10 protein-coding genes are annotated in these 15,369 nt (G+C 37.7%); 2 read left to right on the forward strand and 8 right to left on the reverse strand.

From position 1 onward, the window contains the following. Positions 1-42: 42 nt before the first annotated feature. On the reverse strand, positions 43-900 hold the full coding sequence (locus AOLE_RS10705; protein WP_013198059.1) for a 3'(2'),5'-bisphosphate nucleotidase CysQ family protein: 858 nt from the start codon (positions 898-900) through the stop codon (positions 43-45). 296 nt (positions 901-1,196) lie between these two features. On the opposite strand from AOLE_RS10705, the gene AOLE_RS10710 reads away from it, so the two are divergent. Then, on the forward strand, positions 1,197-1,565 hold the full coding sequence (locus tag AOLE_RS10710; RefSeq protein WP_004792677.1) for a hypothetical protein: 369 nt from the start codon (positions 1,197-1,199) through the stop codon (positions 1,563-1,565). A gap of 58 nt (positions 1,566-1,623) precedes the next feature. Here the strand turns inward: AOLE_RS10710 and AOLE_RS10715 are convergent, their stop codons facing one another. The 7 genes from AOLE_RS10715 to AOLE_RS10745 form a co-directional block, all read right to left on the reverse strand. Further along, complete coding sequence (locus AOLE_RS10715) at positions 1,624-2,283, reverse strand: SOS response-associated peptidase family protein (protein ID WP_035331583.1); 660 nt, start codon at positions 2,281-2,283, stop codon at positions 1,624-1,626. 107 nt (positions 2,284-2,390) lie between these two features. Then, the gene (locus tag AOLE_RS10720; RefSeq protein ID WP_013198061.1) at positions 2,391-4,124 is read right to left on the reverse strand and encodes an ABC transporter ATP-binding protein; all 1,734 of its coding nucleotides are present in this window, start codon (positions 4,122-4,124) and stop codon (positions 2,391-2,393) included. A gap of 13 nt (positions 4,125-4,137) precedes the next feature. Further along, positions 4,138-5,280 (reverse strand): ABC transporter permease, encoded by a 1,143-nt coding sequence (locus tag AOLE_RS10725; protein ID WP_013198062.1) that lies wholly within the window; start codon positions 5,278-5,280, stop codon positions 4,138-4,140. Between the two features lie 7 nt (positions 5,281-5,287). Continuing rightward, positions 5,288-6,226: an ABC transporter permease gene (locus AOLE_RS10730; RefSeq protein ID WP_013198063.1), complete on the reverse strand. Its 939-nt coding sequence runs from the start codon at positions 6,224-6,226 to the stop codon at positions 5,288-5,290. Between the two features lie 12 nt (positions 6,227-6,238). After that, on the reverse strand, positions 6,239-8,272 hold the full coding sequence (locus tag AOLE_RS10735; RefSeq protein WP_013198064.1) for a M3 family metallopeptidase: 2,034 nt from the start codon (positions 8,270-8,272) through the stop codon (positions 6,239-6,241). Beyond that, on the reverse strand, positions 8,273-10,093 hold the full coding sequence (locus AOLE_RS10740) for an ABC transporter substrate-binding protein (protein ID WP_013198065.1): 1,821 nt from the start codon (positions 10,091-10,093) through the stop codon (positions 8,273-8,275). Between the two features lie 18 nt (positions 10,094-10,111). Continuing rightward, a complete protein-coding gene (locus AOLE_RS10745) occupies positions 10,112-11,890 on the reverse strand; it encodes an ABC transporter substrate-binding protein (protein ID WP_005304768.1) in 1,779 nt (592 codons plus the stop codon). A gap of 779 nt (positions 11,891-12,669) precedes the next feature. On the opposite strand from AOLE_RS10745, the gene AOLE_RS10750 reads away from it, so the two are divergent. Next, positions 12,670-15,339 (forward strand): TonB-dependent receptor, encoded by a 2,670-nt coding sequence (locus AOLE_RS10750; RefSeq protein ID WP_005304765.1) that lies wholly within the window; start codon positions 12,670-12,672, stop codon positions 15,337-15,339. Positions 15,340-15,369 lie beyond the last annotated feature (30 nt).

Below are 15,369 nucleotides of genomic sequence, written 5' to 3' on the forward strand. Positions count from 1 at the left end.
TTTTTTCAATACTTTGCCACTATAACATGTCTGGCATAACTCTCAATCTATAACACCTGATTGGGCTAATGCTTCAAATGCTATTTTTTTGCTTTCTTGATCACGAAATGCGATAAAGCCCTTATTTAAAACCGTGTGTCTCTGGTTATATTCAAAAGGTTTTCCATCAAGAGTAAGTAAACCACCACCTATACTTTCCAACAACCCTTGACCAGAACTTGTGTCCCATTCAGAAGTTGGATGGAATCGCGGGTAAATATCTATTTCACCTTCCAACATCATGCAAAATTTATAGGCACTTCCTGCTTCTCTTCTAATAATGTTATGTTCTTTTTCGATAGGCTGAATAAATCTTTGATATTTCGGATTTTTACTGCCATGACTAAGTCCTATTTGTATAGGTACATCTAGCGAAGGCGAAGTTATCTGATATTGATACCACTGCTTTTGAGTAAAGCTATATTTAAAAGGTAAATCTTGCAGATATCCTAAATACACGACTTGTTCACATGGCACCGCAATAACTGAAAAGATTGTCTCTTTACCTTTAATCAAGCTTAGGTTAATCGTGAATTCATCACGCTCATGAATAAACTCTTTAGTTCCATCAAGCGGATCTAACATCCAACACGTAGACCAGTCATGGCGAGCACTATAATCGCTTTCTTCAGACAAAACAGGCAAGTCTGGGGTAATCTCTGCCAAGTGCTTTAATAAGAAAAGATTCACTTTTAAATCTGCTTGAGTTACAGGTGAATCATCTTGTTTTTCATGAATAGTAAACTCATAACCCGCAGAATAATTTTGATATTCTTGTAATAGGATCTGGCTCGCTTGTTCCAAGACTGGAAGAAGCTGATTAATCAAAGTATCTTGTGGGCGCGTAGTTGTTATAAACATAAATATGCTCTACATAGTTTCATTTCTATTATAGGTGAATTATGAACAATTCAATATTCGCCAACAGTTTGATTTACTAAAAAAGTAATTTATCTTAATGATTAGATGAACAATGCTTTTTGTGCACACTGTATAGTTAATATGAAAAATGATGATGTTAAAAAAACCATTATTATGTACAAAAAACAATCTATAAGTTATGAAAAATAAACAACTTAAATCAGATCCATCCATTTCCTTTTCATGTATTTCTTGCTATGTTCAATCACACAATAACAAGATGGAAGAAAGCGCACATGATGCTATATGGATATCATTTCTCGACAATAGAACGTAACTGGGAAGAACTTACGCCCTTAAATGAGTTCCTACAAACATTTGCAGATGATGATGGTGATGTTTCAACAAGAGATAAAGAATCTCTTAAAGAAATTATTGCAAAATCAGATACAGCTTTAGCTTTAGCAAGAGAAATGGGTTGGGATGGTAGTTATACAGGATGTCCTTATCTATTCTGGTTACCAAACAAAAGTAGCCAGTCTTTTGAATATGGTTTTGTATTTAAACAGACCTCAGATAATACAACTTTTGTTATTTCACCCATTGAATTAAGTTATCTAGCTCAGGATTCTGAAGTACAAACATTAAGTAAAAATATTGAATAAACAATATAGGTTATTGATTCAGAGTTGATATCAATAACCTCATCTTATTTTAGATAGATTAATCAAACATGCTTAACTGTGGTGTCGGTTTTATAACTTTTTCTTTTGGCACATGAGAGCATTCAAATTCTTCAACCGGAAAGCCTTCGATAAAGCTGGAAATATCAGGTGATTCTAAACTTAACCACTCTTCTAGTCGGTCATGTGGAATCACAATCACTGATCTTTTGACATCGCCTGGTTCGTGAAAGTCTTTCATCATGGGATGGTCAATCGCGTCCATGGTCAACATGCTTGCAGAACGAATAACCGTCTCATTGATTTTGCAAATTTCATAGATCGCTGCAATAAAAAAAGCTTGCCCATCTTTACGGCGTACACCCCATCGTTCCGGCTTATCATTTATATATTTACTTTCATAAAACTCGGTCACTGGAATTACACCAAACTTACATTTAAGAGCAGCCTCTTGAAAACTCGGTTTTTGGAAAATCGTTTCATGACGGGCATTGTAGGTATGTTTCGCTATGTTGGTATCTTCAGCCCACTTTGGAACCAAGCCAAACATGACTTCACGCCATTCAAGACCTTGTGGTGATTTGAATAATAGTGGCATTGTTCCTGCAGGATAAACCTCTTCGGGATAGCTAAAGCCAACCACAGGCAACTGAAGTTGCTGTAATTGAGCAAGAGTTAAAGGTTTAAAGTTGGCACACATAGCAAGAATAAAATACTCTATATTTACTTCTGTTATTTTATAAGCATTTAGGCAATAAACCAAATAAAAAGGCACTCGAAAGTGCCCTTAACGACATAACTTTACGCTTATGAAATGTGTTGAATCCCTTGAGGAATCGCCTGCAATAGACGTTTAGTGTAATCATGTTGAGGATGTGCATAAAGCTCATCCGAATTGGCAATTTCCACAACTTCTCCATGATTCATGACCATGACCTGATCAGAGATATATTTCACAACCGATAAGTCATGTGAAATAAAGATATAACTAAGCCCAAACTCATCTTGTAAGTCTTGTAATAAGTTAAGTACCTGCGCTTGGACTGAAACATCGAGCGCAGAAACTGATTCATCACAAATCAAAATTTCAGGCTTTAGCGTTAAACAGCGTGCAATCGCAATACGTTGGCGTTGTCCACCCGAGAACTCATGTGGGTATCGATAATAAGCTTGTTCAGGTAAATTCACTCTATCAAGTAAACCAAGTGCAATTTGTTTGCGCTCAGCATCATCTTTACCAATACCATGAATTTGCATAGGCTCTAATAATATTTGCCCAATGGTAAAACGTGGATTAAGAGAGGCATATGGGTTTTGAAAAATGATCTGGATTTTCCGTTGATATTTAGCAAACTCTTTTTCAGTTAATGAAAGGATATCTTTACCTTCGATGAAAGCCTGCCCACCAGATGCCTGATGTAAGCGCATGAGTAATAGTCCAACAGTCGTTTTACCTGAACCTGACTCACCGACTAAAACCAAAGTTTTTCCTTTAGCGAGTTTAAAAGAAACTCCTTTAACGGCCTGAAACTCTTCTTTGCCAAATAGACCTTTACGACTATAAAAGCTTTTTTTCAGATCTTTTACTTCTAAGATGATTTGCTCATCACCATTTAAGCCACGTTTGCGCTCGGGAATTTCTGAAGCATCAAAGCTTTGTTCGACCAAGATGTTGTCTTCTTGACGCATAAAATCGCTGGTCACTGGTAAACGATAAGGTCGTTGCGACATTTGCGGGCGACAATAAAGTAATGCTCTCGTATATACATCTTTAGGCTGTTCAAGAACCTCTTCAGCAACGCCTTGCTCTCTAATCTCGCCATGACGCATCACAATGACTTTATCTGCAATTTCACCAACCAACGCTAAATCGTGAGTAATGAAAAGCATCGACATTTGACGGCGCTTACGCAATGACTCAAGTAAATCAATAATCTGTTTTTGGATCGTGACATCAAGTGCCGTAGTCGGCTCATCGGCAATGAGTAGTTTAGGCTCACACGCAATCGCCATAGCAATCATGACACGTTGTTGTTGACCACCCGAAAGTTGGTTTGGATAGGCATCAATTTTAGTTTCAGGTGAAGGAATACCTACTTCTTTAAGCAACTCTAAAACGCGTTGTCGGGCCTGTTTACGGCTCAATCCCATATGCAAACACAACACTTCTGCAATTTGATTGCCAACCGTAAAAACAGGATTTAATGATGACATCGGCTCCTGAAAAATCATCGCAATATCTTTGCCACAAATTTTACGCATCTCTGTACGAGATAAGCTCAGTAAATCTTTGCCTTCAAATATAATTTTACTTTGCTCGTCAATTTTACTCTGACCTACAGGCAGTAATCCCATAGTTGCCAAAGAAGTAACCGATTTTCCGCTACCCGACTCACCTACTAAAGCAACCGTGGTGTTTTCTGGAATGTCAAAGCTAATTCCTTTTACGGTTTCAATATATTGTTTATCTTCACCTTTAAAACTTACTCGTAGATTTTTAACGTGCAATAACGGCGCATTCTTATTTTCTTGTTCGATCATTTGGATCTTCCTCTTATTTTAGTTTTGGATCTAATGCATCACGGAGTGCATCAGTAAACATTGAAAATGCCGTTACCAAAACAGCCATCGCGACAGAGGCTGCGACAAGCTGCCACCACTTACCTAAAAGAAGTTCACTTTGTGCTTCATTTAACATGCTCCCCCAAGACACTACGCCTACTGGCACACCAAAACCTAAGAAACTCAAGATGACCTCAGATTTAATGAAAGACACCACCAAAATTGACATTTGGACCAAAGCGATATGGCTGACATTAGGGAAAATATGAATGAACATACGGCGAAAGTGTCCAACGCCAATTGCTTTAGCAGCAAGAACGTACTCACGTGCAGTATGTTTCATATATTCGGCACGAATTAAACGATAAACACCCGTCCAGCCCGTTAAACCTAAAATCAGAACAATGGATAAAATGCCTTTTTGTTGAAGTACGGCAGCAATAGCAAGCACTAATAATAAATATGGAATTGAAGTAAAAATGTTATAAAACCAGTTGAGAATGTCATCAACCCAACCACCAAAATATCCAGAAATTGCGCCTAAAAGTGTACCGATACCTACTGCAAGTAAAGCGGATATCACCCCAACAATAATTGATGTTTCAGCACCTTTAATGGTCTTTTTAAGGACATCTTGTCCCCATTTGTCAGCTCCAAATATTAGTGTGCTTTTAAGTTCACTTTGCTGATCAAGTAAATGTCCTCCGAGTTGTTGATCAATTGCTTTCATATCCTCAGCTAAAGGGTCAACTACACCATAATAATCAATTGCACTTCCCTCACTCTTTTCTTGTTTAATTTCAGCCTTGAGTTGGTGAATTACATCTTTTAAAGGATCAACAGGATTTTCTGGTAACTCTTCTTCAATCGCTGCTGCATTTTGCCCTGCACCTGTTGTCTTATCTGCGCCTATAAATGTAGGTGGTGCATAACTTACTGCAACCTCTTTATTCCAGTCAGATGCAATCACACCCGTCATTGATAGAACCAAGATAATAAAATAAAGCAATACAATCACTAGCGATGACATTGCGATCTTGTCGGCCCGAAGACGACGCATGGCAAGTTTCCACAGGCCAGATGAATGAGCTTCGGTTTTTGTTTGTTGTTTTCTTTTTGATAAAACGCTCAGCATAGCCCACCTACTTCAACTGTACACGTGGATCAACCACTTTGTAGACCAAATCGGCAATCAGATTAAAAATCATGGTTGCAGCTGCGATGTAAACTGTAATTGCTTTAATAACAGGAAAATCACTCCGCTCAACTGCAATAATTACCTCTCGACCAATCCCGGGAATACCAAAAAAACGTTCAATTAAAAATGCGCCTATGAGCAATGCAGGTAAAGTTGACATCACATCGGTAATAATAGGAATTGAAGCGTTCCGCAGTACATGTACACCTAAGATTCGGCTTTCACCTACACCTTTAGCACGTGCTGTTCGAACATAGTCCTGATTAATTTCATCAAGCACAAAGCTACGATATAAACGTAAAGTCGGTGCAATACTCACCACCAGCATGATTAGAATCGGCAGTAAGGCAAACTTAAATAAATTATCAGTAAAGCTATCGCTCCAGCCTTGTACAGGAAACCAACTTAGCTGATAAGCCAGAACATATTGAAAAACGATAATGTAAACTAAGATGCTGATCGACATGCCGATGGTACATAACATCATGACCATACGGTCGGTTAGAGAACCACGTACAGCTGCAACAGCTAATGCCAAAATAATTGAAATAACCGTCTGTAAAATAGTCAGTGGAATTAAAAGCGCGAGCGATGGCCCTAATCGAGTTAAAATAATTTGAGAAACAGGTTCGCCAGTACTCCAACTTGCACCATAGTCAAAAGTCAGTATTTGTTTAATGAAAATCCAGAGCTGAACGTAATAAGGCTGATCGACACCAAGCTGCTTACGAATGTTTTCAATCTGCTCAGGATTAGACATCTTGCCCGCTAAAATATAAGCAGGATCGCCACCTACCCAGTTAAAAAGAATAAAAATAAGTAAGACTACCCCCAACATGGTTGGAATCATCTGCCATAAACGCCGAATAACATATGCTAGCATAGTGATAATTCCTTATTTAACCCGTTGTCCGGTAATTTCATTAAAGAACGCTTTGTTATCAGGTTCACGGCCAAGGAAATCTTTAACTAATTCAGCTGCCGGTTTTTGGCTACCTTGTGACAAAATGGTTTGACGGTAACGCTGTCCAACTTGCGGGTTATTAAGGTTGTCCCCATAGGCAGAAAGCATGTCTAAAGCTAAAACCTCAGACCACATATATCCGTAATAACCTGCTTGATAACCACCCATCAAATGCCCAAACTGCCCCGGGAATTCGGTTGTTGGTACATAACCTAAAGCTGTAGCAGCTTCCATTTTTTGCCAATTTTCTAAAGGTTTTACTTTTAAGGCATCAGCAGTATGCAATGACATATCGTACTGTGCATAAAGAGTCTGACGCGCATAGCGCAAGCCACGACCATAGTTATGTACAGCTTTTAAACGGGCAATTAGTTCATCATCAACACGTGGACATGCTGGATCACAATAATCGGCCACTTTAGATAAAGTCTCTTTACGGCGTGCCCACTCTTCATACATTTGAGACGGCGCTTCTACAAAATCACGCTCTACGGATGTTCCTGACTGACTGGCATAACGTGTATTTGATAAAATGCCATGTAAGGCATGACCAAACTCATGAACAAAAGTTTCAAGCTCGTCACTGTTTAAACCTTTACGGTTAAAATTGGTAACTAATGCTGAAACTGGTAATCGATTGGTTAAAGTGCTGCCACCGTATACTCCCCAAACAGCGGCATGGCCATACTTCCCTTCACGAGGAAATTTATCCATATATAAGCCGCCAAGAAGCTTTCCTGTTTTTTTGTCAACTACATCGTAATATTCAACTTCATCCTGCCATGCTTTCACTTTGACTGGTTTAAAATCAATACCATAAAGGTCAGATGAAATGGCAAACAACCATTTTTGAGCAGCTAAAGTTGGGAAATAATCACGAAGTTTTTCCTGATCAATCTGATATTTATTCTTACGAAGTTTTTCACTCCAGTAAGCTTCACTCCAACGTGTGATCTCGGTTTTTTCTAATGGGGTTTTTAAGGTTTGTGCTTTAAACTCACGGAGTTCTTCTACTTCTTTACGTTCAAGTGGTGCTACTGTTTTTTGAACTTCTGCTAAAAATTGATTTACAGCCTCAGGCGTTTTAGCCATACGGTCTTTTAAAACCCAATCTGCATAACTTGCTTTTCCAAATAACTGCGCAAGCTCATAACGCAAATCAATTGCTTGTTTAAGTAGTTTTAAATTTTGCTCAGTACCACGTCGAGTAAAGGCAATTTGATATCTTTTCCGAGCATCATCATTATCTGCCAACTCCATAAAAGGACGATATTCAGGATATTCAAACCCTAATAAATAATTGCCTTTAGCATTTTTCTTTAATGCTGAAATATAACTTTGAGGTAAGCCTTTCATCTCTTCAGGAGTAAACTCAAGTTTCTCCGGATTATCACGGACGTTACGGGCATATTCTTGCTCAAGTTTAGTCAGCTCATCCAGAATGGCCTTCATTCGTGCACGCTTTACCGGTTCAAGTTGAACACCTGTGTCTTCAAACTGATCTAGAATATCTTGGCGGTATTTTTGGTCAATTGGGTCTGTTGCTTGTGTATTTTTAATTAAGTTATATAGCTTCGGGTTCTGAAATATATCAGTGTGAAACTGATTAATTTTGATTTCACAGTCTTCAGATGCCTTACGTAATTTTGCATCTGGGTCTACGTTACTATATAGACTTATCGGACCTGAGAAATCTTCAAAATGCGCAAAAATTTTATCCCATTTTGCCAATATAGGTGCCGCTGCTGCATTATCTTTCACAGGCGTTTTTTCAAAAATAGTAATCTGTTGTTGAATCTTTTTTAAATTAGCATCACACCATGCCGGGAGCTGTTGTGCTTTAAGTAATGGCAAAGTAGGACGTGTTGTCTCTGCCGTTGCAAACTGACTTATACCTATGGTCAACATACATAAAGTTGTCATTTTCAATGCATTATTTTTCATCATATCTCCAATTTTTTTCATTTAATGATTAGATTTAGTATGTGTATCGATATCAAAATACATCCACTCAGCATGTAAAATTGGATGCTTTTTATATCCAATGATTTGTGGTTGAGCCAGCATATTTCGGTAGCGTGCATAAGAGACTTGAACAGGCATATACACTTCTAATAAACGTGTCATTTTTCGATAAAGCGCGTCTCTCTCAGGACCTGCTTGCATTTGTTGTGTCTGACGATATAACTGATCAAACTCTGGTGTCGAACCACAAGACCAGTTCGTCATATGCGTATTGGGTCCATAAAAATTCTGCATAAAATTATCCCCATCTGGATAATCGGCGATCCATGCAGAAGAACCAAACATACCTTCACATTGTTTTTGCGCTCGAATGAGGTCTGCAAAAAGCATGGGTTTAAAGACCATGCGAATATTTAAACTATCAAAGTTCTTTTTCCAAAGCTCAGCGCTTTGCTGACCAATACTGTCACTGCGCGCCATATATTCAATGACGAGAGGCTTACCGTCTGGTTGTGTACGCCAACCTGAAGCATCTTTTTTATAGTGATATCGATCTAATAATAAATTTGCTGCTTTCACGGAATATGGCGTACTGGTTCTATACTGTGGATCGTTACCCACTACCCCTGGTGGAACTGGAAAATCTAAACGCTGAGCATCATCATTTCTTACTAATTTAATTTCTTGATCTATTGAACGAGACATTGCTATTGCACGGCGCAAAGCAATCTTTTCTTTACTCATTCCGCCAACGACCGGATTTTTAAGGTTCCAATAGATATAGCTAATTTCAGGATCAACAATACGAGATAGCTGCACACCTTCTTTAGCAAGTTCAGGTCTTAATTTACCGTCTTTAATTGCTTTTGCGACCAGTTGACCTTCAAGCTGAAATATATCAATTTCACCACGCTGAAATGCCAGCCATCGCGATTGATTTTCTTCCATAACCTGAATATCAATTGTGCCTATTTGAGGCATTTTTTTACCTTTAAGGCGTTTTACAATTGCCTCATCCTCAGGGCTACTGGCAGCAAAGTTCCAAGTAAAACCACGGAAATCAGGATTCGCTTTTAAAACAATTCGTGATGCTGGTACCCATTTACTGAGTACATAAGGTCCAGTCCCTACAGGATGGCCCATTACATAACCTGCTTTATCTTTATATTTTTCGATGACTTCACGTGCCACCGCACCTGTAGGGTCATGTGCCAGTAACAAAGGAAAGTTATAATCTGGCTTAACTAAACGAATCACCAAGGTGTATTTATCTGGTGTTTGTAAACCAATTACTTTTTGGTCATAGTTAAATTTTCCAGTTTTATTGGCTGCGTTTATTAATGCATCCATACCTTCAATTTTGTTCTCTAGCAACCAGCTATTTGGAGAACGTAAATTCGGGTCCAATAAACGCTTAAAAGAGTACGCATAATCATTGGCTGTTAATTCTCGTGGTTTACCTTTGAAAACAGGGTCCTGTGTAAAATAAATACCCTTTTTTATGTGAATGGTATAAGTCAGACCATCGGGACTGACTTCTGGCATGGCTGTGGCTATTTTCGGAACAAGTTTTGCTGGCCTTGCTAAGTAGTCATAGGTATATAAAGTTTCAAATATTGAAGTGGTTACATGTGCTGAATATAGATCATGAATATAAGCTGGGTCGAAACCTGTTTCTGCTGTCGGGAATACGTAACGTAGAACTTTATTGGGATCGGCTGGGCTTTTAGCACATAGAGCTGTAGAACCAGTTAATGCCATGCTAGCAAGTAAAAAACTGACACCACAATGCTTGAGCTGTTTTATTAAATTTTCAGTCATATTTATCTTTATCTAAAATTATTTTTTATCAGGGGTAATATCAAGATATTGCCAGTTTGTGTTCATTATTGGATGAGGTTTAAAACCCTGAACTTGTGGCCGTATCAACCAATTACGAATTCGCGTTACATGAATAATCCAGGGATTATCAGCTTCAATCTGGCGGTTAAGCTTTTCATAATATGGTAGACGTTGTTGGGGTGGTAAATGAGTGGCTTGATTATAAAGGGCATCATATGTTTTAGACTGGTAACAAGCATGGTTTCCCTGACCAGCATTTGGTCCATACAGTAATTGTGCAAAATTGTCTCCTTCAGGATAGTCAGCAATCCATGCGCCGCTCCAAATCATATATTTACATTGAGTTGCAGCCTTTAAGTTATCTGCAAAATTACTCACTTTGAATTCTGCGCGAATACCAATCGCGTCTAAATTTTTTTTCCAGAGTTCGGAGTGAATAACCGATGCTGAACTATTTTCATTATTAATTTTTAAAACCAAAGGTTTTCCGTTTGGCAAGTTTCGATAGCCATCAGCCCCTTTTTTATAACCATAATAATCAAGTAATTTATTTGCCAATAATGGATTATACCCTACGCTACTTCTGTACTTGGGGTTATATCCATTTACACCTTCAGGTATGAACATTTCTGCTCTAACAGCTTGGCCTTTGTAAGCCTGTCTTATACTTTCTTTTTGATTATATGCCAACGTAATTGCTCTACGAAGTGCAATCTTTTCTGGGCTAAAACCACCAATGACCGGATCACGCATGTTCATCATCGTATAGGTCATTTCAGGTTCTTTATTTGGAAAATGCTTAATTCCCCTTTTCTGAAAAGAAGTCTTAAGTTGATTTCCATCTAAAGCTTGAGGAACAGCATCTGCTGTAAGTCTGTCAAAATCTAATTGACCAGACTGAAAAGCTAACCATCGTGACTGTTGTTCCTCAATAATACTGACTACAACCTTACCAATTTGGGGCATTTTCTTACCGCTCATTTCTTTAATAAGCTGGTTATCCCACGGCGTGCCTGTTGACTTAAAATTCCAGACAAAACCTCGATAATCAGGATTGGCAACTAATTCGACCTTACTTCTCGGTACATATTTACTTAGCATGTACGGTCCGGTACCAACTGGATGCATACCGATACGGTCACCGTAATAGTCAACAACCTCTTTTGCAACGCCACCAAAGGTAATATAGGCAAGAATATAAGGAAAATTAAAATCTTGGCGAGTCAAAGTAAATTGTAAAGTATATCGATCAAGTGCTTTAACCCCAGTAATTGGAGTAGCATAATTAAACTTTCCCGTTTTCTTTGCTTGAGCTACAACTGCATCTGCACCTAATAATTTACCCTCAATAAAAGAAACTGAAGGTGCCCTATTTTCAGGATCTAAAATGCGTTTAATTGTATAGACGTAGTCTTCAGCTACTAGCTCACGGCGTTTACCTTTAAAAGCAGGGTCATTGGTAAAATAAATACCGGGCCTAATTTTAAATGTATAAACTTTACCGTCTTGTTCAACCTTAGGCAGGCTTTCAGCCGTATATGGAACTAACTGTACTGGACGAGCTAAATAATCATATTTGAGTAAAGGCTCAAATATGGTTTCCGCGATACTGGCACTATAAAAATTGGTGGTTTTAACCATGTCAAAACCATCATCTGGGGCTTCATAGGCAACGTGTAATATTTTGTTTGGTTGCGCAGGCGTTTGGGCGAAAGCACAAGAAACTGATGTAATAGCCAGACTTAGAATTGCGAGCTTAAAAATTTTTAATTTCAAGTTCCTACCTACTTAATTAATTTTTTAAAGATATTATCCTTTTGAGTAACATCTAAATCCGAATAAGAAAAGTTCTTTCTCAATGGACTACTTTCTTCTTTGTAAATTATTAACCTTTCTATTCAATCTTTTATTTGATCGAATGGAAAACATCATAATGAAATTAGAAAGCTGTAACTATCTAATATAAAGCGAATTTCATGCCATATTTTATGATCAAGAATAATTCATATAGAAATATTTAAAATTTACATTTTAATTAGGCACTTAAAACTTCTGGGACTATATAAATAAAAGTAAGTTTTTGCCAAATATTATATTTATATAACTTATCCATTATTAGCCTATAATGCACAATTAAAAGTCATGAATGTTTCATTCTAGTTCATAATTTTTTTATAGACCAAACAAGAAATATCAACATAAGATGCTAATTTATATTAAAAAATAAAAAAACAAAAGAAATGTTACATTATACAATTACATTTAAAAAAGTTCTAAAAAGATACAAAAGATACGAATCGATACATGAACAATCCAATAATGATTACTTTTTGTACAAATAATTTTGGAACTTTTGGCCACTGTATGAAAACTTACCAAATGGAAAATTTTTTAGGTGAAGATAAAACACTAAATCCTCACCACAAACATAATAAAATCAATATATATCAATATTTTGCATAAACTAAAAAAGAAAAATATATAGTTGGCACTTGCTTTGCTTAAAAACTTTCCAGCAATATCGCTAACTACAACAAAAAGGGATCAAATCCACGATGAAAAAAAAATACAATGTTCGATCTCAGGTAACCCCCAAGATTGGCAAAACAATTCTTAAATTAAGTACCCTTAGTTTAAGCATGATGTGTCTTACCATGGCACAAGCAGCAGAAACAGAACAATCAAGCAATGATGATAAACCCGTCAAAGTTGTAAAAGTTGCTGTGACAGGCTCTTCAATCAAGGGAGTTGCAGCTCAAAGTGCTTCACCAATTACTATCGTAAAAGTGGATGAAATTTTAAAACAAGGGGTAACTACAACTGAAGAAGCTTTAGCCAAAATTAGTGCAAACCAATCTAATTTTGTTACTGCCAGTAACGTGGGTGCAAGTAAAACAGCTGGTTCAGCGGCAAACTTGAGAGCCTTAGGTGCCAATAAAACACTTGTTTTACTTAATGGTCGTCGATTAGCTGCAAATGCATATGACAGTGGCGTCACAAACTTAAATATTATCCCACTCGCAATGTTAGACCGCATTGAGGTTCTAAGAGATGGCGCCTCTTCCATTTATGGAACAGATGCAATTGGCGGGGTAATTAACTTTATTACCAAAAAGCAATTTACCGGACTTAATCTGACCGCTGGTTATCAAAAACCAGAACAAAAAGGCGGTGAGCAGCAAGACTACAGCATCTTTGGTGGCTTCGGTGATTTAGACGAAAATGGCTATAACGTTTTTGGTGTGGTGGACTATCGCAAAGGCGATGATGTCATGGCCAAAGACCGTAAAGTTAGTCGGCGTGGAGGCATATTACCCGAATTAGGTGTCAATAGAACCAGTAGTGGTTCATTCCCTGCCAATGTCCCAGGTTTAGGTAACCCTTACGCATCCACTGGTTGTGGTAATAACCCTCTTAATAGTGTCGATGATGGAACTTGTCGATATAACAGTCAAGCTGTGATTGGAATTGTTCCAAAAACAGAAGACATCTCAGCTATGGGCCGAGCTACATTTAAACTAAATGATAATTTTAACGCGATTGCAGAATATTTATATGCAAGAAGTGAAGTCACTACTTCAGTTGCGCCAGATGTATTTTTTGATCTGACGCTTGACTCTAATAGTAAATATTATCCAGGAAACGGCATAACTCCAGCTTTAGCAGGCGCGAAGGGAACTATCCCTTTATATCTGCGTTCACAATCGGGTAATCGTATAAGTAACAGTATTAACCAATCACATAGATTGTTTGCTGGTATTGAGGGTGAAACTCATGGTTGGGACATTAATTCAGGCGTTACCTATGCACATAGTAGTGCATCGGATGCTATCGTAAGTGGCTATTTAAACTTTGATAAAACACAAGAAGCTTTAAATAATGGTATTTTAAACCCATTCGGACCACAAAACCCTGAAGATGCTAATGTATGGAATGAGTTAGGAGTTGAAGGTAAATATTTAAAAGCCAACCTAGATACAACTACGGTTGATTTCACTGCAAGCCGACCTATATTTAAATTACCAGCTGGAGATGTTGGTTTTGCAGTTGGAGCAAGCTATCGTTATGAAGATTGGACTTCAAAAGTCGTTACTGATGTTGCCCGAGTAGCACCTAGTACAGGTGTCGATCCTGATGAACCAGTAAATACTGGCGATCGTAATATTAAATCGGTATTTACTGAATTTCATATCCCACTTCTTAAAACTTTAGAAGCTCAAATTGCCGCTCGTTATGATGACTACAACGATTTTGGTGATACGTTTAATCCAAAATTTGCACTTCGTTGGGAACCTATTAAACAGTTAATGTTCCGTACAACTTATAGTACAGGTTTCAGAGCACCAACACTTTGGGAAGTTAATGGCGCAAATTCGATAACCAATACAGGTGCATCATATAATGATCCACTGCTTTGCCCTGGTGGAGTTGTACAACCAGGAGGGCAAAAAGAACGTGATTGTAAGATGCAATTTGATAGACAAAATGGAGGTAATAAAACTCTAGATCCAGAAGAGTCAAAGTCTTTTACTGCAGGTTTAGTATTTGAACCAATTAAAAATTTAGCCTTCACTCTTGATTACTTCAATATCGAAGTCGACAAGCAAATTGCTACACTTTCGGAAACTGCTATTTTTAATGACCCTGTGAAATATGCAGACAAATTTGTACGTAATCCTGATGGCTCATTAGATTATATTATTACAACACAACAAAATTTAGGTGGAATTAAAACTTCTGGTTTCGACGTCGGCTTAAGTTGGGTTTCTCCAATGACTGCTACAGGTCGATTCGGTTTCAACATTGATGGTACATATATAACAGACTACAAATACCAAGCCGAGCCAGATGGAGAATGGATAGGTGTTGCTGGGTCATATAGCGGCTTAGACTATCAATCTATTATTCTGCGTTGGAAACATACCGCAAACCTAAATTGGAATTATGAAAACTGGGCTTTAAATCTGCAACAAAACTTCTCTCGTGGGTACCAAGATCAAAACTCTAACGACCAAAACCATAGAGTCAGCGACTATACAACATACAATATTTCAGGCACTTATAAAGGCTTTAAAAATCTAGAAGTGACCGCTGGTATTAAAAATATTTTTGATGAAGACCCTCCTGCTTCTAATGTAATTGATAACTTTCAAATGGGATATGACCCACGTTACGCAGATCCTTTAGGGCGTACGTACTTTGTACGAGGTACATATAAGTTCTAAATGGTTGTTCTGCAAACATGACTTAAACAT

It is taken from the genome of Acinetobacter oleivorans DR1 (assembly GCF_000196795.1).
Taxonomy (GTDB): Bacteria; Pseudomonadota; Gammaproteobacteria; order Pseudomonadales; family Moraxellaceae; genus Acinetobacter; species Acinetobacter oleivorans.